Annotated in this window: 17 protein-coding genes and 1 tRNA gene; all 18 read left to right on the forward strand. The window is 33.8% G+C overall.

The genetic code is table 11. From position 1 onward, the window contains the following. Positions 1 to 174: 174 nt before the first annotated feature. The 18 genes from dapF (at position 175) to radC (ending at position 19,057) form a co-directional block, all read left to right on the forward strand. Positions 175 to 1,056 carry a diaminopimelate epimerase gene (gene dapF / locus NTX22_02765; GenBank protein MCX6149428.1) on the forward strand — a complete coding sequence of 294 codons (882 nt, stop codon included), beginning with the start codon at positions 175 to 177 and terminating at the stop codon, positions 1,054 to 1,056. Continuing rightward, the gene (locus NTX22_02770) at positions 1,057 to 1,359 is read left to right on the forward strand and encodes a hypothetical protein (protein ID MCX6149429.1); all 303 of its coding nucleotides are present in this window, start codon (positions 1,057 to 1,059) and stop codon (positions 1,357 to 1,359) included. Between the two features lie 160 nt (positions 1,360 to 1,519). Beyond that, on the forward strand, positions 1,520 to 2,392 hold the full coding sequence (locus NTX22_02775; protein ID MCX6149430.1) for a hypothetical protein: 873 nt from the start codon (positions 1,520 to 1,522) through the stop codon (positions 2,390 to 2,392). A 9-nt stretch (positions 2,393 to 2,401) separates the two neighbouring features. Then, positions 2,402 to 3,001, forward strand: a complete 600-nt coding sequence (locus NTX22_02780) for a tetratricopeptide repeat protein (GenBank protein ID MCX6149431.1) — start codon at positions 2,402 to 2,404, stop codon at positions 2,999 to 3,001. Between the two features lies 1 nt (position 3,002). After that, positions 3,003 to 4,331, forward strand: coding sequence for an NAD(P)-binding domain-containing protein (locus NTX22_02785; GenBank protein ID MCX6149432.1), 1,329 nt, complete (start codon positions 3,003 to 3,005; stop codon positions 4,329 to 4,331). Beyond that, positions 4,328 to 5,908 carry a cytochrome C gene (locus NTX22_02790; protein MCX6149433.1) on the forward strand — a complete coding sequence of 527 codons (1,581 nt, stop codon included), beginning with the start codon at positions 4,328 to 4,330 and terminating at the stop codon, positions 5,906 to 5,908. The genes NTX22_02785 and NTX22_02790 overlap by 4 nt, the downstream gene beginning before the upstream one ends. Next, a complete protein-coding gene (locus NTX22_02795) occupies positions 5,887 to 9,153 on the forward strand; it encodes a hypothetical protein (GenBank protein MCX6149434.1) in 3,267 nt (1,088 codons plus the stop codon). Before NTX22_02790 ends, NTX22_02795 begins: the two co-directional genes overlap by 22 nt. 1 nt (position 9,154) lies before the next feature. Beyond that, positions 9,155 to 10,780 carry a hypothetical protein gene (locus NTX22_02800; GenBank protein MCX6149435.1) on the forward strand — a complete coding sequence of 542 codons (1,626 nt, stop codon included), beginning with the start codon at positions 9,155 to 9,157 and terminating at the stop codon, positions 10,778 to 10,780. Positions 10,781 to 10,871: 91 nt separating this feature from the next. Further along, a complete protein-coding gene (locus NTX22_02805; GenBank protein MCX6149436.1) occupies positions 10,872 to 11,918 on the forward strand; it encodes a PHP domain-containing protein in 1,047 nt (348 codons plus the stop codon). Positions 11,919 to 11,988: 70 nt separating this feature from the next. Continuing rightward, a tRNA-Arg gene (locus tag NTX22_02810) sits at positions 11,989 to 12,062 on the forward strand. A 130-nt stretch (positions 12,063 to 12,192) separates the two neighbouring features. Beyond that, a complete protein-coding gene (locus NTX22_02815; protein MCX6149437.1) occupies positions 12,193 to 12,882 on the forward strand; it encodes a hypothetical protein in 690 nt (229 codons plus the stop codon). 154 nt (positions 12,883 to 13,036) lie between these two features. Further along, complete coding sequence (efp, locus tag NTX22_02820) at positions 13,037 to 13,600, forward strand: elongation factor P (GenBank protein ID MCX6149438.1); 564 nt, start codon at positions 13,037 to 13,039, stop codon at positions 13,598 to 13,600. Positions 13,601 to 13,615: 15 nt separating this feature from the next. Beyond that, positions 13,616 to 14,083: an acetyl-CoA carboxylase biotin carboxyl carrier protein gene (gene accB, locus NTX22_02825; GenBank protein ID MCX6149439.1), complete on the forward strand. Its 468-nt coding sequence runs from the start codon at positions 13,616 to 13,618 to the stop codon at positions 14,081 to 14,083. A gap of 30 nt (positions 14,084 to 14,113) precedes the next feature. Next, a complete protein-coding gene (gene accC, locus NTX22_02830; protein ID MCX6149440.1) occupies positions 14,114 to 15,451 on the forward strand; it encodes an acetyl-CoA carboxylase biotin carboxylase subunit in 1,338 nt (445 codons plus the stop codon). Positions 15,452 to 15,463: 12 nt separating this feature from the next. Beyond that, positions 15,464 to 15,844, forward strand: coding sequence for a glycine cleavage system protein GcvH (gcvH, locus tag NTX22_02835; GenBank protein MCX6149441.1), 381 nt, complete (start codon positions 15,464 to 15,466; stop codon positions 15,842 to 15,844). Positions 15,845 to 15,912: 68 nt separating this feature from the next. Continuing rightward, complete coding sequence (guaA, locus tag NTX22_02840) at positions 15,913 to 17,454, forward strand: glutamine-hydrolyzing GMP synthase (GenBank protein MCX6149442.1); 1,542 nt, start codon at positions 15,913 to 15,915, stop codon at positions 17,452 to 17,454. 2 nt (positions 17,455 to 17,456) lie between these two features. Then, complete coding sequence (locus NTX22_02845; protein MCX6149443.1) at positions 17,457 to 18,329, forward strand: tetratricopeptide repeat protein; 873 nt, start codon at positions 17,457 to 17,459, stop codon at positions 18,327 to 18,329. Between the two features lie 50 nt (positions 18,330 to 18,379). Next, complete coding sequence (gene radC / locus NTX22_02850) at positions 18,380 to 19,057, forward strand: DNA repair protein RadC (protein MCX6149444.1); 678 nt, start codon at positions 18,380 to 18,382, stop codon at positions 19,055 to 19,057. Positions 19,058 to 19,134 lie beyond the last annotated feature (77 nt).

Below are 19,134 nucleotides of genomic sequence, written 5' to 3' on the forward strand. Positions count from 1 at the left end.
AGAAGAAATTTCGGACGCGGGTTCTGCACAGCATCCCTTTGGGAGACTCCCGCCACCTCCACAATTTTTACGTTTAATAACTGTAAAAAGCATTTCTATTTTCCAATCAAATTATTCCAAAACAAACAGATTTTTATTGCTTAGAAAAGTTTATTCATTTAAATTACATACGCTATGAAAAAAATTTCCTTTGCAAAAATGAGCGGCGCTGGTAACGATTTTATTCTATTCGATAGAAGGTTTAATCCGGATATGGAACTGCATCCCGCAGTTATAAAAAAATTATGTAATAGAAGAACTGGAATAGGTGCTGATGGAATCCTTATTATATCAGATTTTCCCGGTTATGATTTTATGATGGAATATTTCAATTCAGATGGTTCAACTGGTTCATTGTGTGGGAATGGTGCAAGATGCGCAATCAGATATGCACATTTAAGTGGCAGAATAAATAATGCAACCACCAATTTTATCTCCAATAATGTCCAATATGCTGGTGAAATTCTGGATGCTGATAATGTAAAATTTTATTTATCTGAACCAAAGAATTTTAAGTATAATTTTAAAATTAAGACCTTTAATCAACTTGTCAGTTCAAGTTTTGTTGATACAGGTTCACCTCATGTTGTTATTAAATTGGGGGATGTATTGCAAAACGTCCAAATTCCAAATTCTTTTTATCAGGATTTAGATGATTTTCCAGTTGTTCAATATGGAAGAGAGATTAGAAATTCAAAAGATTTTGCTCCATCTGGCACTAATGTTAATTTTATAAAAATTGTTGATAATAAAATATTCATTAGAACTTATGAAAGAGGAGTCGAAGACGAAACTTTAGCCTGCGGAACTGGTTCTACCGCTGCTGCAATAATAAGCTATGTTAATGATAAACTAAAACCACCTATTACTGTTGTTACCAAAAGTGGTAATGAATTAATAATTGACTTTAAAGTTGAAGATCAGCATATAAGGAATTTATCCTTGACTGGTCCTGCGGAAATAACATTTACCGGGGAATTTTACTCAAGTTTATATTTTAATAATTCGGAGAAATAAATGGGAAAAGTAATTTTTTCAATTCAATATGATGTTAATTCACCTAAAAGGGATGAATATTTAGGTATTATGCGTGAATTGAAATCGCTTGTAAAAGCCGATGGCTTGATAAGTTATTCTGTTTTTGAAAAGAAAAATAAACAAAATAGCTTTGAGGAATTATATCAGTTTGAAAGTGAACAAGCATATGAAGAGTTTGATGATAATCAGGATGAGCGTGTGGATATTCTTATGTCCAAACTTTCAGACCTGATTAAAGAAAATTCTACAAAATACACAACAATGCACGAAGTTGTGGAATAGTAATTAAGGTATTTTCAAGTTTATATTGGGGCACAACTGATTTGACTGTGACCCCTCTATTTCTTTTATTGAGCAATCAGAATCCCAGTTTATTTTTTAGATTTGAAATAATAAGATCACATAGCTAACTTATTCTCCAAATATTATAATTCCAATATCAATGTCAAAACGAATTCATACTATTTACATATCATTTTTTTTCTTAGTAACAATAGTAGTAACTATATATCTAACAATTACCGGATTTAACTATTTCACAACACCAGTAACCGAACGTTTCTGGAATCCTGATTATTCTTCACTTAAACCAAGTGGTATAATTGGTCACGGAACCGGAATTATTGGCTCGTTATTGATGATAGCCGGTGTTGCTATTTATATGCTAAGAAAACGTGTTAGAAGATTTTTTCATATTGGAATTCTTAAATATTGGTTAGAATTTCATATCTTTTTATGTACTCTTGGTCCAATACTCGTTTTATTCCATACCTCATTCAAATTTGGGGGAATTGTTTCTGTAAGTTTTTGGAGTATGGTTGCAGTTGTACTTAGCGGTATCATTGGTAGATTTATTTATATACAAATTCCAAGATCTATACAAGGACAGGAATTGGGCATTAAAGAGCTTGATGAAATAAATTTTAATCTTAACTTTCGACTTAGAAATGAATTAAAAATAGAAGAAAGCATTCTTTTGGAAATAGAAGAAGCTGCTTCAATAAAAAGGTTTAAAAATTTGACTTTACTTAAAAGTATTTATTTAATATTTATTGATTACTATAAAACGAAGTTATTAGTTAGAAAATTTAAAAAGGAAATTAAAACAAAACAGCCAAATGCGAATGTTTCAGAAATAGTTAAGGCGGCTAAAAGTAAACTTATTCTATCCAGAAGAATTGGGTTACTCAGATCGATGCAGAGTTTATTTAAATACTGGCATGTAGCTCATCTTCCTTTTGCAATGGTAATGTTTTTAATAATGATAATTCACATAATAATTACAATAACTTTTGGTTATAAATGGATCTTTTAGGAGGAAAAAATGAAAATTAAACCACTTTATATTTACCTAAGTATAATTATTATTGCAGTAGTTCTTTTGATAATTTTTACAACTAATCAAGAAACTCCAAATACAAATATAGCAGCACAAATGCCTCAGGATGAAATTCATAAAGGATTAACAAAACCAGGTATGGGTGGTGGGCCATCCGGCTCAAACGTAAGTGAAGAAATTAAAAAAAGAATGGAGATGTTAAAGACTGCTTATGATAAAAATCCTAATGATACATTAAAAGCGCGAGAGTACGCAGAATTTCTTGCTGCTGCACATAAACCGAATGATGCAATTACTGTGTACGAAAAAATATTGAAAAAAGATCCTAAAAGAACAGATTTAAGATTTTCACTGGCTTTGATTTATTTCCATAGACAGGATTACGCTAAAGCCGAACAATTGATTTCCGAAGTTTTTAATTACGATAAAAAAAATGCTCAAGCCAGGTATAACCTTGGCGCCATAGCTGCAAATAAAGGTGAATCAGATAAAGCTAAACAATTATGGACTGAATTAGTAAAGGAGCAACCAAACACTGAATTAGGCAAAATGGCGCAAGAATCGCTTACCAGTTTAGGTAAATGATTTGATAGAAACATTCTTAGAAAATACATTAGCCTATATTTTAATTTTTTTAATTTTTGCCCTTGTACTTTTTATTTATATAAAAACGGTTGCCAAGAAATCTGACTCTGTAAAAGAAAAAATTAAAATAGCAAAAGAACTGGGGTTTCATGAACCTGTATCTTTACATCCGTACATAAATCATGAAATTTGCCTTGGGAGCGGTGCCTGCGTTCTTGCATGTCCTGAAAAAGATGTGCTTGGCTTAGTAAATGGAAAAGCTTTTACAATTAATGCTTCCAGATGTGTAGGTCACGGAGCCTGTTTTCATGCCTGTCCTGTTCATGCAATAACTTTAGTTATGGGGACTGAAACAAGGGGGATTGAATTACCACATGTATCCCAGGATTTTGAATCTAATGTTCCCGGAATTTATATCGCCGGAGAATTAGGTGGAATGGGGCTCATCAAAAATGCTGTAGAACAAGGTAAGCAGGCAGTTGAAAATATATCCAAGAACTTAAAACGATCCTCCAAAGCAAGCTACGATGTGGTAATCGTTGGAGCTGGTCCAGCAGGTATTTCTGCAACTTTAACTGCTGCAAAAAATAATCTTAAATTTCTAACCATTGAACAAGACAGTTTAGGTGGAACCGTCTTTAATTTCCCGCGTGCAAAACTGGTTATGACTTCCCCAATGGATTTACCTTTATATGGCAAAATAAAATTGATGGAAACTTCAAAAGTAAAACTACTTGATTTATGGAAAGAAATTCTTCAAAAGAACAATATAAAAATTAATGAACAGGAAAAAGTTATTAATATTGAAAAAAAGGAAGATCATTTTATAATTGTTACAAGTTGTAGCACTTATACTTCCAACGCAATTTTACTTGCTATTGGTAGACGCGGTTCTCCGCGGAAACTTGGAATACCTGGTGAAGAATTGGAAAAAGTAAGTTACAGGCTTTTAGAACCAGAATATCTTAAAAATCAAAATGTATTAATTATCGGTGGTGGGGATTCTGCAATTGAATCCGCTTTACTTTTAGCTGATGATAATGAAGTTGTTATTTCATACAGGAGTAATTCATTTAGCAGAATAAAACCAAAAAATCTCGAGAGAATAATTAAAGCACAATCTGAACAAAAATTAAAAATAATTTTTAATTCAGGCGTGGAAGAAATAAAGGAAGATAAAGTTATTCTTAAAATGACGGATAATTCCTTGGTTGAATTAAAAAACAATCTTGTTTTTATTTTTGCGGGTGGCGAACTGCCAACACAATTTCTTGAAAAAACTGGAATTAAAATCACTAAAAAATTTGGAGAAACAATATTAAAGCATTGATTAAGAATTTACTATTTCTTTTTCTTCTCTTTAGTAGTCAAAAAATTCTCGCTCAAATTTCACCTGGCGAATTATCCAGAGCACACTCTCAGTTTGAGGGAATAAGCAATTGTACTAAATGTCACGATTTAGGTTCAAAACTTTCAGATACAAAATGTATTGGATGTCATAAAGAAATAAATTTTCAGGTACAGAACAAACTTGGCTTTCACTCTTCAAAGTATGTTAATGGGAAAAATTGCTGGCAATGTCATGGTGAACATTTCGGACGTAATTTTCAACTGATCCGATTTGATGAAAAGAAATTTGATCATTCAGTAACAGGATTTGAGTTAACGGGGAAACATTCTCCATTAGCTTGTAAACAATGTCATCAACAAAAAAATATTTCTTCATCAGAAATAAAGAATCGTAAAAATACTTTCCTTGGATTAGATCAAAATTGTAATTCCTGTCATCAGGATTTTCATCAAAATACATTGGGCAATAAATGCGAATTCTGCCACAATACTTCAACCTTCAAACCTGCTATTTCTTTCAATCACGACCGGGCAAAATTCAAACTACTTGGTGCACACGCAAAAGTAGATTGCATCAAATGCCATTTAAAAGAAAAAAGAAATGGGAAGGATTACCAAAAATTTACAGGATTGAACTTTAGTAATTGTTCTCCTTGCCACCAGGATGCGCATAAAGGTAAATTCGGTAATGACTGTAAGAAATGCCATGTGGTTTCTGGATTTAAATTTGTTAACAAAGGATCCTTTGATCATGATAAAACAAATTATCCTTTAATTGCAAAACACAAATTAGTAAACTGCGATAAATGTCATAAAGGAAACATTAGTGTTAAACCAGTTTTTGATAAATGTTTTAGATGCCACGAAGATTTTCATAAAGGACAGTTTACGGTAAATAATCTCCAGCGCGATTGCTCAGAATGTCATCAGCTTGAAGGATATTCGCCATCAACTTTTTCATTGGAAAAACATAATAATTTAAAGTTTGCATTGGAAGGAAAACATAAAGCAATTGATTGCAAGAGTTGTCATATCAAAGAAACAAAATGGCAATTTATACTTGGTGATGTAAAATGCATTAATTGTCATTCAAATGTTCATGGAAATGAAATATCCGGAACGTTTATGAAAGATGATAATTGTATAAGTTGTCATACTGTTGACGGATGGAAAATAATAAACTTCAATCACTCAAAAACAAAATTTGATCTTACAGGAAAACACAAAGAAGCCAGTTGTAAAAAATGCCACATTAAAGAAAATAATCTTGGAGAAATAAAATATTTTTTCAGTTCGGTAAAAAGCTATTGCGAGTATTGTCATAATGATGTACATTTTAACCAATTTAGAGATGGCGATAAAACACTATGCGAGCGATGTCATACTTCTTCTGGATGGATTCCAGTTAGTTTTGATCATCAATCCACCAAGTTTCCACTTGAAGGAGCGCATAGCAAAGTTGAATGCAGAAAATGTCATAAAGAAATTTTAGAACAAGGGCATAAATTTATTAAATTCAAAATCGATGAGTTTAAATGTTCAGATTGTCATTCATAATTATATTTCTTCTATCAGGTTTGTTGGCAGCACAATCACCTCACGGAAAGAATTTTAAATTAGATTGTGGTACCTGCCACAACTCTGAAAACTGGAAAATTACATTAGGTAAGCTGAAGTTCGATCATAGTAAGACAAAATTTTCCCTAATTGGACAGCATAATTCCATAGCTTGTAAGGCATGCCATTCAACTTTGATTTTTTCTGAAGCAAAAACTGAGTGTGTTAGTTGCCATAAAGACATGCATTCTAATACAGTTGGTAATGATTGCGCAAAATGTCACGAACCAACTTCCTGGCTTGTCCGGAATATTAATGAATTGCATCAGCTTGGTAGATTTCCTTTAGTTGGCAAACATATATCTGCCAGGTGCGAACAATGCCATATCCAAATTAATGAATTAAAATTTCCGCAGATGGGGACACGATGTTTTGATTGTCATTCATCTGATTATTATTCGGCTAAATCACCAAATCACGTTGATGGAAATTTTTCTCGCGAATGCCAGGATTGTCATCAACTTTCGGATGTTCAGTGGAACGTATCGCAATTTGCACATAATTTTTTCCCTCTGGTTGGTGGACACAATGTTAAAACATGTTTTTCGTGTCATCAGCAAAATAAATTTACAGGGTTATCTAAGGAGTGTATTACTTGCCATCGTTCTAATTTTGAAGCAGCTAAAAATCCGGACCATATTGCTAATAATATTCCCATAAAATGTGAAAACTGCCATAGTATTAATGCCTGGCAGCCAGCAAGTTTCAATCATGCACTTACAACATTTCCGCTAACCGGTGCGCACATTAATACACAATGTACTCAGTGCCATATTAGTGGTTATGGTAAGATTTCAACTGATTGTTACAGTTGCCATAAACCAGATTATGATAATTCGAAAAACCCTGCACATAAAACTGCTGGATTTTCAACTACTTGTAATTCCTGCCACACTACAAATGGTTGGAGTCCGGCAACTTTCGATCATAATTTGACAAAGTTTCCTTTAACAGGAGCTCACATTGCAACACAATGTGCTTCGTGTCATAAAGATGGTTACTCAAATATGTCAACTGATTGCTATAGTTGTCATAAATCTTCTTATGATAATTCAACTAATCCAAATCATATTGCAGCAGGATTTCCAACAGATTGCCAGCCATGCCACAGCACAACAGCGTGGAAGCCAGCAACATTCGATCACGATGCTAAAAATTTCCCAATTTACTCAGGCAAGCATAATGGAAAATGGAATTTATGTTCAGACTGCCATACGAATAACGCCAACTATGCAGTATTCAGCTGCGTAACGTGCCACGAACATAACCAGACAGATATGAACAGCAAGCACCAGGGAATACAGGGCTATGTCTATACAAGTGATGCGTGCTTGAGTTGTCATCCAAAGGGCAGTTCAGAAGGAAGCTTTAATCATTCAACATCAATATTCCCATTAACCGGAGCACATACCACAGTAAACTGTTCAAGCTGCCACACGAATGGGTATGCAGGTACACCAACAAATTGTGTAAGCTGTCATCAGACAAAATACAACAGCACAACAAATCCGAATCATACAACACTGGGAATATCAACAGATTGTATAACCTGCCATACAACAAGCGAGGGATGGAAGCCAGCACAGTTCCCAACACACAGTACTTATTTTGCATTTACAGGAGCGCACACAACAATATCGAATGACTGCGCAAAGTGTCATAATGGAAATTATACAAATACATCAAAGACTTGTGTAGGATGTCATCAGACAAAATACAATAGCACAACAAATCCAAATCATAGCGCACTTGGAATATCAACAGATTGTATAACCTGCCATACAACAAGTGCAGGATGGAAGCCGGCACAGTTTCCGATCCACAATACAATATTTGCATTGGTAGGGGCTCACGCAACAATATCGAATGATTGTGCAAAGTGTCATAATGGAAATTATAGCAATACACCGAAGACTTGTGTAGAATGCCATCAAACGAATTATAATAATACAACAAATCCAAACCACGTAGCAGCAGGATTTCCGACAGATTGCCAGCCATGCCATAGCACAACAGCATGGAAGCCAGCAACATTCGATCACGATGCTAAGAATTTTCCAATATACTCAGGCAAGCATAATGGAAAATGGAATTTATGTTCAGACTGCCATACGAATAACACAAACTATGCAGTGTTCAGCTGCGTAACGTGCCACGAACATAACCAGGCAGATATGAATAGCAAGCACCAGGGAATACAGGGATATGTCTATTCCAGTGATGCGTGCTTCAGTTGTCATCCAAAAGGAAGTTCAGAAGGAAGCTTTAATCATTCAACATCCATATTCCCATTAACCGGAGCACATACAACAGTAACCTGTTCAAGCTGCCACACAAACGGATATGCCGGTACACCAACAAATTGTGTAAGCTGCCATCAGACAAAATACAATAGTACAACAAATCCCAATCATAGCACACTTGGAATATCAACGGATTGTATAACCTGCCATACAACAAGCGCGGGATGGAAGCCGGCACAGTTTCCAATCCACAATACAATATTTGCATTGGTAGGAGCACACGCAACAATATCAAATGACTGTGCAAAATGCCATAATGGAAATTACACAAATACATCAAAGACTTGTGTAGGATGTCATCAGACAAAATACAATAGCACAACAAATCCAAATCATAGCGCACTTGGAATATCAACAGATTGTATAACCTGCCATACAACAAGCGCAGGATGGAAGCCGGCACAGTTTCCAATCCACAATACAATATTTGCATTGGTAGGAGCTCACGCAACAATATCAAATGACTGTGCAAAATGCCATAATGGAAATTATAGCAACACACCGAAGACTTGTGTAGGATGCCATCAAACAAATTATAATAATACAACAAATCCAAACCACGCAGCGGCAGGATTTCCAACAGATTGCCAACCGTGCCATAGTACAATAGCGTGGAAGCCAGCAACATTCAATCATGATGGGCAATTTTTCCCCATATACTCCGGAAACCATAATGGAAAATGGAATTTATGTGTAGACTGCCATACCAATAATACTAATTTTGCTGTCTTTTCTTGTATAACTTGTCACGAGCATAATAAAACAACTACGGATAATAATCACCGAGAAGTAAGTGGGTATTCATATGTAAGCTCCGAATGTTATCGCTGTCATCCAAGGGGTTCATCTGGCGGAGCTAGAAAATCTATTGAGTTAAAGTAAAATGAAATTTATTCTATTAAATATTTTAATCATTCTCTTTATTCATTCTATCTTAAACTCCAGGACAGAAAATATGAATGAATATTTTGGTAAGATTACTTATCAATCCTCTCAATATTCTTATTTGAGTTTTAAAAATACTGATGGGTTGAATTCCGGTGATACGTTGTATACAATATCTAACAATACATCTAAACCTATTTTAATAATTAAATTTGTGTCCAGCAGGTCGTGTGCAGTAGTTATTTTAGCTGGGGCAAAACTTAAAGTAGGTGAGGAAGTTACTTTATTCAAAATCGGTCCAGTAGAAATTCCTTTACAGGTAACGGAATTAAAGAAATCCAAAGATTCTATTGAAACTGCTCCCGTACTTATAGTTGAAAATAAACCTGAAAATAAAATTTCAAAACAACAGATTTCAAGTTCTTTCCGAGGTAGATTTTCGGTTCAATCTTATGGTAGCTTGTCAAACATTTCATCCTATGTAAATGATCAGGGTTGGCGCTACACTTTTTCAACTGATGCAGAAAACATTAACGGTTCAGGTTTTTCCTTAACAAGCTATTTGAATTTTTCCTATCGTACAATTGAATGGAATAGGATTAAAGATGATATTTGGAATAATATACGTGTATATGATCTTGCTGTAAAATATAATTTTGATAAATCGATGTTTGCTTTATTTGGCAGAAATATTAATCAGAAAATAAGCAGCCTGGGTTCAATCGATGGAGTCCAGTTTCAAAAAAGTTTTAGCGGCATTTATACTGGGATTGCAGTAGGATCCAGGCCAGATTATAGCAATTTTGGATTCGATTCAAAACTTTTTGAAGTTGGTGCATATGTTGGTTATTTGGATACTTTAAATAGTGGAATTATGGAAAATACATTTGCTGTCTTTGAGCAAACGAACAATTTTAAAACAGATAGACGTTTTTTATATTTTCAGCATAACAGCAATATTTTTACTGATTTTAATTTCTTTTTCTCTTCTGAAGTTGACCTTTACAAAAAGGAAAATGGTGAAAACAAATCCACATTATCCTTAACAAGCATTTACTTAAATTCCAGGTATTCACCATACAGATGGTTATCTATTTCATTTTCGTATGATGCCAGAAAGAATGTTATTTACTACGAGACGTATAAAAACCTTGCCACTACTTTATTTGATAATGAAACCAGGCAGGGATTCAGGTTGGGACTAAGTTTACGTCCAATTAATAACATTTATATCAGTCTAAATGCTGGGTATAGATTTCAAAAGAATGACGTTACTCCATCCAGAAACTTTGGAGGAAATATTACTTATTCTTATATCCCAATTATAGAATCTTCAATTTCACTTTCAGCTACGAGTCTTATAAGCAGTTATTTGGATGGAATAAACTATGGAATTATGATTTACAAAGATTTATTCTCCGGGATAATTTCTGTTTCTGGTGGATATAGTAAAGTAGTTTATAAATATCGGATCGGCGATTTCAAACTGAGTCAGGATATTTTATCAATAGATATTTCTACCAGAATTATAAAAAGTATTTATCTTAATTTTAGTTTTGAAAGTACTTTAGAAAAGAAAAATACTTCAAATAGAATCGTGGCTGATTTAACATATAGATTTTAAGTTTTAATTATTGAATTCACCTTCCACAAGTTTTAACCGCTTTTCTCTAAAATGAATTATGGCTATATTTACAAGCAAAATTTAAGTTTTTATGTTTGAATATGTCGGTGCTATTCATGTTCATTCCACCTATTCTGACGGGTCTGGAGAAATTAAAGATATTGGTTTTACAGCAAGCGAAGCAGGGCTGGATTACACTATTATAACAGATCATAACACTTTAAGAGGATTAAAGGAAGGTTATGAAGGTTGGTACGGAAAAACTTTAGTTCTTATTGGGTGTGAGTTAAACGATAAAGAAAATAAAAATCACTATCTTGCATTAGGAATTGAAGATACAATTTCAACAAGAAATCCTGCAGCAGAAATTGTTGCTAAAGTAAAACAAAATGGTGGTATTGGATTTATAGCCCACCCGCATGAAAAACGCTCTTCGATGAAGGAGCATCCACCTTATCCGTGGATCGATTGGCATGTTACTGGTTTTAATGGATTGGAAATCTGGAATCATATGTCTGAATGGATGGAACGATTGACGGAAGAAAATAAATATCAATCGTTTGTGCATCCATTAAGAACAATTGAAGCGCCACCTAAAGAAACACTTGAATTGTGGGATAAACTTAATTTGGAACGTAAAGTAGTTGGAATTGGAGGCGTAGATGCCCATGCACATAAAGTTAATTTACTGGGATTTTTTGAAGTAGAAGTTTTTCCATATAAAGTATTGTTCAAATCCATAAGAACACATATTTTAACGAATGAAAAAATTGAAGTTGGTTATAATCCAGCGGCTGTGGCTAAAGCAAAAAAAATAATTTATTCCTCACTGGAAACGGGAAGATGTTTTGTTTCTAACTATTACACCGCTGATGCTTCAGGTTTCAGGTTCTTTGCGGAAGATGGACATAAAATTTACCAGATGGGTGATAATCTAAATTATTCTCCCAAATTGAAACTAAGAGTTCTATTACCAAATCTTAGTGGAAATATCAGGTTGATTCGGAATGGAAAACAATATGATTCAGTTGAAAGTTTTGAAGCAGAATTTAGAATTGGTGAAGCTGGTTCTTATAGAGTGGAAGTGTTCCTTGATAATAGGGCTTGGATATTTTCCAACCATATAAGAATAGATTGATTTCCAAATGGAGATTTTAGATTTAATGATTGGAAAAATTCAATCTGAATTAGGTGTTCTAAAATTATTTGCGCCCATAGCTCAACTGGATAGAGCGTTGGATTCCGGTTCCAAAGGCTGGGGGTTCGATTCCTCCTGGGCGTACTAAAAATAATCGGATTAGATTTGTCATCTGATAATACCGTCACTCAATTATTAAAATGATTGCGGACAATTAAGATGACTATAGATTTTAATTAAACTTGTAAACATCAATTATTTGTTAGGAGTTATAGTGTTAACTAAAAAGAAAAAAATTAGTAAGAAAGAAATTAAAGAGGATAAACTAGTTACTACATATTACAAAACTATACAGTTCGTTAATGATTATAAAAATCAGATTTATATGTATGGCGGAATTTTATTAGTGCTTGTGGCTGTTGTTTATTGGTATATAGATCATAGATCTTCCAATAATGATAAAGCCAGTACTGAATTAGCAAAAGTTTTAGAAAGCTATGAAAGAGGTGCTTACCAGGAAGCAATTGATGGTAAACCTGCAAGCAAAAGTATTGGATTGAAGAAAATTGTTGATGAATATGGCAGTACTCAAACTGGAGAAGCAGCCAAAATATTTTTAGGGAATGCTTATGCAGCACTTGGAAAAATGGAAGATGCTTATAAGTATTACAATGACTATAATGGAAGTAACGAAACTTTTAAAGCAACTGCGCTTTCTGGCAAAGCAAGTTATTATGAATTCAAAAAGGAATTTAGTAAAGCCGGAGATGCGTTTAATGAAGCAGGACATGTTTCTAAAGTTAACGCAATGAATGCTGAATATTTGCTAAAAGCAAGCATCAATTATATTGATGCAGGTGAAAAAGAAAAAGCCAGAGAACTTCTTAAACAAATTAAAGAAGATTATAAAACTTCCACGGCTGTTAGAGATGTTGACCGGTATTTAGTACAGGTTGAAGAATAAAAAAAATAGGAATTTGTAACAATTCAAATTGAACTTCGGGTAAAGCTGGAGTTCAATTATAACGGTTGTAAGATTTTTAATTAGCAAATCATTTATTGACTTTTATACACATCTGTAACTATATTTTTGCTGTTAATAAATAATAAAGGGAATTATGCCAGATACATCAGATTTCAGAAATGGTTTAATCATTCGATACAAAAATGATTTATATTCAATCGTCGAGTTCCAGCACGTAAAGCCTGGAAAAGGTGGTGCATTCGTTCGTACAACATTAAAAAATCTTAAATCCGGCAGAGTTTTAGAAAACACTTTCCGCGCCGGTGAATCTATTGAACCAATTAGAATAGAAAGAAGAAAATATCAATATCTGTACAGAGAAGGAGAATTCTTAGTTTGTATGGATAACGAAACTTACGAACAGCTTTCAGTTACTTTAAATCTTTTTGGCGATGGAGTTAAGTTTCTTAAAGAAAGTGAGCAGGTTGAAATTCTGTTTAATGGTGAAGATATAATAAATGTTGAAATACCGATTTTCATTAATCTTAAGGTTGTAGAAACAGAACCCGGATTTAGAGGTGATACAGCTACTAATGTTAATAAGCCTGCTAAGTTAGAAACCGGTGCATCAGTTTCTGTCCCGCTGTTTGTTAATGAAGGGGATTTACTTAAGATTGATACAAGAACCGGTTCTTATGTAGAACGGGTTAAAAATTAGTTTAACAGGCGAACGATGGATCTCGATTTAATAAAAAAACTAGTAAAGATTGTTGATACAAGTGGTGTGACTGAACTTGAAGTTCAGGAAGGCGAATTAAAAATTAAAATTGTAAAGAATTCGCAATCAAATGTTGTCTACTCTCAACCAGCTATTTCTTCTCCGCAACATTTGGCTGCAATTCCACAAATAAAAAGTGAACAGGAAATTAAAGCTCCTGTTGAAAAAGTACAAGCATCAAATCTTTATGAAGTTCGTTCCCCAATTGTTGGTACGCTTTATCGTGCTCCTGCTCCAGACGCTGATCCTTATGTTCAGGTTGGAGATACAATTTCTAAAGGAACTATCCTTTGCATTGTGGAAGCTATGAAACTTATGAATGAAATCGAATCTGAAGTTGATGGAAAGATTATGAAAATTCTTGTTGATAATGGAAAACCCGTCGAGTATAACCAACCGCTATTCTTAATTGAACGGAATTGAGTTCTTTGCAAAGAAATTTTTGAGGTGAAATTGTTTAAAAAAATTCTGATTGCAAATCGAGGGGAAATAGCATTAAGAATAATAAGGACGTGCAAAGAACTTGGAATTAAAACTGTTGCCGTTTATTCAGAAGCAGATCAGGATTCCCTGCATGTAACCTTTGCCGATGAAGCAGTTTGTATCGGTCCGCCTTCCGCCAAAGAAAGCTATTTAAAAATCCCAGCAATAATTTCTGCTGCTCATATAACTGGTGCAGAGGCAATTCATCCTGGATATGGATTTCTTGCAGAGAACGCTAACTTTTCAGAAATTTGTGCAGAATCAGAAATCAAGTTTATTGGTCCTTCTCCGCAAATGATAAACTCGATGGGAGACAAAGCATTCGCAAAGGAAACAATGAAAAAAGTTGGTGTTTCGGTTATTCCTGGTAGCGATGGAATTGTAAAATCAGTTCCCGAGGCAATAGAAATAGCCAATTCAGTCGGCTATCCAATCATTATTAAAGCTACTGCCGGCGGTGGTGGAAAAGGAATGCGGATAGTTTGGGAAGATGAAAAATTGGAAAATGCGTTTCAGACTGCAAGAGGTGAAGCTGAATCATCTTTTGGAAATGCGGAAGTCTATATAGAAAAATATATCGAAAACCCGCGCCATGTGGAAATTCAAATTATTGGTGATCAGTTTGGTAATGTTTTTCATTATGGTGAAAGAGATTGCTCTGTTCAGCGCCGGCATCAAAAATTAATTGAGGAATCACCTTCTCCTGCTGTTGATGATGAACTTAGACTTAAAATGGGAGACGCTGCTGTTGGTGGTGCTAAAGCTGTAAATTATGAAGGTGTTGGTACTATTGAATTTCTTCTGGATAAGCACAAGGATTTCTATTTTATAGAGATGAATACAAGAATACAGGTTGAGCATCCAGTTACGGAAATGGTGAATAATATTGATTTGATTAAGCAACAAATTTTAGCAGCCGCCGGTGAAAAACTTTTTGCACCATTAAGAAATCGTTTTGGGCATTCAATTGAATTTAGAATAAATGCTGAAGACTATGAAAATAATTTTAGACCAACACCGGGTAAAATTACTTCGCTTCATTTTCCAGGTGGATTTGGTGTGCGTGTAGATTCGCACATATACCAGGATTATGTGATACCTCAATATTATGATTCATTATTGGCAAAACTAATTGTATGGGCAGAAGATAGAGAACAAGCCATCAAACGAGCAAGAAGAGCTTTGGAGGAATTTACTATTGAAGGGGTTCCAACAACAATTCCTTTTCAGCTTAAAGTTCTGCAAGATGATAGATTTTTATCCGGAAAATTTGATACAAGTTTTATAGATAATCTTTTAACAAAATAAATCGAGGTTAAAATGAACGTTCCGCAAAATTTAAAGTACACCAAAGAACACGAATGGATTTTAGTTGAAGGTAACTTAGGAACTGTTGGTGTAACAGATTATGCTCAAGGAGAATTGGGGGACATAGTTTATGTGGATATTGATGTAAACAAAACAGAATTAACTGCTGGTGAATCATTTGGTACCGTTGAAGCGGTAAAAACGGTGAGTGATCTCTATGCCCCTTGCAGTGGGAAAGTAAAAGAGTTGAATAAAAAATTAGCTGATGAGCCGCAGGTGGTAAATACTGATCCATACGGTGAAGGTTGGTTGATTAAGATTGAAATAGCAAATCCAGCAGAGTTGAACGATCTGCTTGACAGTGAAGCGTACAAACTACTTATTGGTCAATAAAATTAAATGAATTAGTTTTTTCGCATCTATTAAGTTGCATAGAAAACTAAAATTATAATCAAACAAAAATGCTCCATAAAGAAATAATTTTAATTCTCGATTTTGGATCTCAATACACGCAACTGATTGCGCGGCGAATTCGTGAGTGCGGAGTTTATTCGGAAATCCACCCATTTAATTTTAGTGTTGAGAAAATTTCAGAACTTAAACCTGCTGGAATAATTCTTTCTGGTGGACCATTAAGCGTTTACGATGAAGGCGCTCCAAGACTGGATAAGAATATATTCGAATTAGGCATTCCTGTTTTGGGAATTTGTTATGGACTCCAATTAATATGTTTTCAACTTGGTGGGGCGGTGAAGAGCGCCAATAGCCGTGAATATGGAAAAGCTACTTTAAATCTTTCTCAGCCATCACCTTTGTTTAATAATGTAAAAACCAGTTCTATTGTTTGGATGAGTCATGGTGATAATGTAACAAAAATTCCTGAAGACTATGATGTAGTTGGCACATCAGAAAACTCGCCTTTCTGTGCAATAGAACATCAATCCAAAAAAATATTTGGGATTCAATTCCATCCGGAAGTTGCTCATACTGAAGAAGGAATTAAAGTAATTAAAAATTTTCTTTTAGAAATTTGTAAGGTAAAAGGTGAATGGACTCCAAAACATTTTATTGAATCAACTACGAATGAAATAAAAAAAGTTATTGGTGAAAAGAAAGCGATTTGCGCTCTAAGCGGTGGCGTGGATTCATCGGTAGCTGCAATTCTTGTTAGCAAAGCAATTGGTGAAAAATTGATTTGCATTCATGTTGATACTGGTTTAATGAGGGAGAATGAAAGCGCACAGATAAAGGAAATGTTTGAGAAAAATTATTCTCTAAAAATAATTCATAAGGATGCTTCGGAAATTTTCTTAAAAAAATTAACCGGTATTACAGATCCTGAAATGAAAAGAAAAATTATTGGTAATACTTTTATAGATGTATTTGAGGAAGAAGCCAAAAAATTTTCTGACGCCGAATATCTTGTACAAGGTACTTTATATCCAGATGTAATTGAATCCGTTTCAGTAGTAGGTTCCTCCGTTACCATTAAAACACATCACAATGTTGGCGGTTTACCGGATAAGATGAATCTTAAATTAATTGAACCGTTTAGGGAATTGTTTAAAGATGAAGTACGGAGAATTGGAAAAGATTTAGGATTACCGGAAGAATTCATTGCTCGTCATCCTTTTCCAGGTCCAGGTTTAGCAGTGCGCCTTTTAGGTGAAATAACAAAACCACGTCTTGATGTTTTACGAAAAGCAGATGATATTTTTATTTCAGAAATTAAAATTGCTGGACTTTATGATAAAATCTGGCAGGCATTTGCAGTGCTTCTGCCCATTCAAACAGTTGGTGTAATGGGTGATGCACGTACATATGAAAATGTAATTGCATTAAGAGCGGTTAATTCATCTGATGGAATGACGGCAGACTGGTTCAGATTTGATAATGAATTCCTGGCGAAAGTATCAAACAAAATTATTAGGAATATCCGCGGTGTAAATAGAGTCGTTTACGACATCAGTTCCAAACCGCCATCAACTATTGAGTGGGAATAATAATGCTTCAATTAGAATATAAAATAAAAAAAGCTAATGACTTTGAATCTGAAGGTAAATTTCTTCATGCCATTCAAATTTATAAAAGCATTATTGAAATGGATTCAAAATATTCCCTGGCGTATGTTAAACTTGCTGATTTATATGACCGAATAGGAAAACATGAAGCTGCTATTTCACTACTTAACAATTTTCTGCTTGAATATTCTGATGATAAAGAAATCAGATTGTTTCTGGGACAAATACTTATTAATCATTTACTCTGGAATGAAGCAATAGAAATTCTTTCTTATTTTACACCCGAAGAACAGCCTTTAGCTTCGTTTTTACTTGGCTATGCTTACTTTATGAATCATGAATTGGAAATTTCAAAAATAAATTTTCAGAATTTTCTTTCATTTAGCAGTAATGTTGAATTTAATGCAGAAGCAAATCTTTATATCGCTAAAATTTCCATTGGTTTAAATCAATTTAACGAAGCATTGGAAGCCGCTAAAAAAGCTGAGGAGATTTTTGGCTACAACTGGGAAGTTCATCTAGTTTATGCAATTATTAGTTACCAAAAAGGAATGTATTTACATGCATTAGCTTCTATTGAAAAAGCGAAAAACTTAAATCCGCAAGAAATTTCTTTAAATGAATGGGCTGGCAAAATTCATTTTAAACTTGGCGATTATGTTAATGCGGAAAAATATTTTCTTGAGTATGTAAAAAATTCCGAAGCTGATGCTTTAACTTATTCATATTTAGGATTAGTCTGTTTAAACTTCAATAAGCAGAAGGATGCAAAAATTTATTTTGATAGAGCCTTGAAACTCGATCCAAATAATGAAATTGCTTTGGATGGTAAGAAAAAGTGTAGTAGAAAAAGTTAAACAGAAACTTTTGTTTTTTTGTCTTTAATAAAAAATAAGCAGGGTAGAATTTGAAAGTAAAAGATCTTCCTTTAGATGATAGACCTAGAGAAAAACTAATTTTGCGAGGAGCTCAAAATTTAAGTGATGCTGAGTTAGTTGCAATTCTTTTACGTACTGGAACCAAAGGAAAACCGGTAGTTGAAATTGCACAAGATATTCTTAACAAATATTCTAACCTCGCTGTATTAGCTTCAACTTCATTACAAAAAATTAAAGAAAATAAGGGAATAGGTAATGATAAGGTTGCAACACTTGCAGCAGCTTTTGAAATTAGCAGACGAGTATCTTCTCAAAGCAAGTATTTATCGGATAAAAAAATATCTTCACCTTCAGAGGTTGCAGAGTTCTTCATCCCACTTTTAAGAGATGAACTTAAAGAAAAATTTTTTGTTGTATGTTTAAATACTGCAAATAAAATGATAAAATATGAATTAATTTCAGTTGGTAACCTTAATTCAAGTGTAGTTCATCCGAGAGAAATTTTTAAGGTAGCTATTGAAAATAACGCAGCAAATGTTATATTAATACATAATCATCCAAGTGGAAATGCAGAACCAAGCAATGAAGATATTTCGATAACAAAAAAGTTAGTGGAAGCAGGAAAGGTTATGGATATTCAAGTATTTGATCATATTATAATTGCTGGAAATTCATTTACAAGTTTTGTAGAAAGAAGACTTATTTAGCCAAAGTGGAACTATTATAAATTAATATTGGTTTTTGCTTGACATATTAAGCATTTTTGTTAATATTTTATCAGTAC

This window comes from Ignavibacteriales bacterium (genome assembly GCA_026390815.1).
Taxonomy (GTDB): Bacteria; Bacteroidota; Ignavibacteria; order Ignavibacteriales; family SURF-24; genus JAPLFH01.

Excerpts from the sequence above, each read along its gene's own strand:
- gcvH (MCX6149441.1), top strand. The coding sequence starts at position 15,464 with ATGAACGTTCCGCAAAATTTAAAGTACACCAAAGAACACGAATGGATT.
- NTX22_02805 (MCX6149436.1), top strand. The coding sequence starts at position 10,872 with ATGTTTGAATATGTCGGTGCTATTCATGTTCATTCCACCTATTCTGAC.
- dapF (MCX6149428.1), top strand. The coding sequence starts at position 175 with ATGAAAAAAATTTCCTTTGCAAAAATGAGCGGCGCTGGTAACGATTTT.
- NTX22_02770 (MCX6149429.1), top strand. The coding sequence starts at position 1,057 with ATGGGAAAAGTAATTTTTTCAATTCAATATGATGTTAATTCACCTAAA.
- NTX22_02775 (MCX6149430.1), top strand. The coding sequence starts at position 1,520 with ATGTCAAAACGAATTCATACTATTTACATATCATTTTTTTTCTTAGTA.
- efp (MCX6149438.1), top strand. The coding sequence starts at position 13,037 with ATGCCAGATACATCAGATTTCAGAAATGGTTTAATCATTCGATACAAA.
- NTX22_02800 (MCX6149435.1), top strand. The coding sequence starts at position 9,155 with ATGAAATTTATTCTATTAAATATTTTAATCATTCTCTTTATTCATTCT.
- NTX22_02780 (MCX6149431.1), top strand. The coding sequence starts at position 2,402 with ATGAAAATTAAACCACTTTATATTTACCTAAGTATAATTATTATTGCA.
- guaA (MCX6149442.1), top strand. The coding sequence starts at position 15,913 with ATGCTCCATAAAGAAATAATTTTAATTCTCGATTTTGGATCTCAATAC.
- accB (MCX6149439.1), top strand. The coding sequence starts at position 13,616 with ATGGATCTCGATTTAATAAAAAAACTAGTAAAGATTGTTGATACAAGT.
- NTX22_02795 (MCX6149434.1), top strand. The coding sequence starts at position 5,887 with ATGTTCAGATTGTCATTCATAATTATATTTCTTCTATCAGGTTTGTTG.
- NTX22_02845 (MCX6149443.1), top strand. The coding sequence starts at position 17,457 with ATGCTTCAATTAGAATATAAAATAAAAAAAGCTAATGACTTTGAATCT.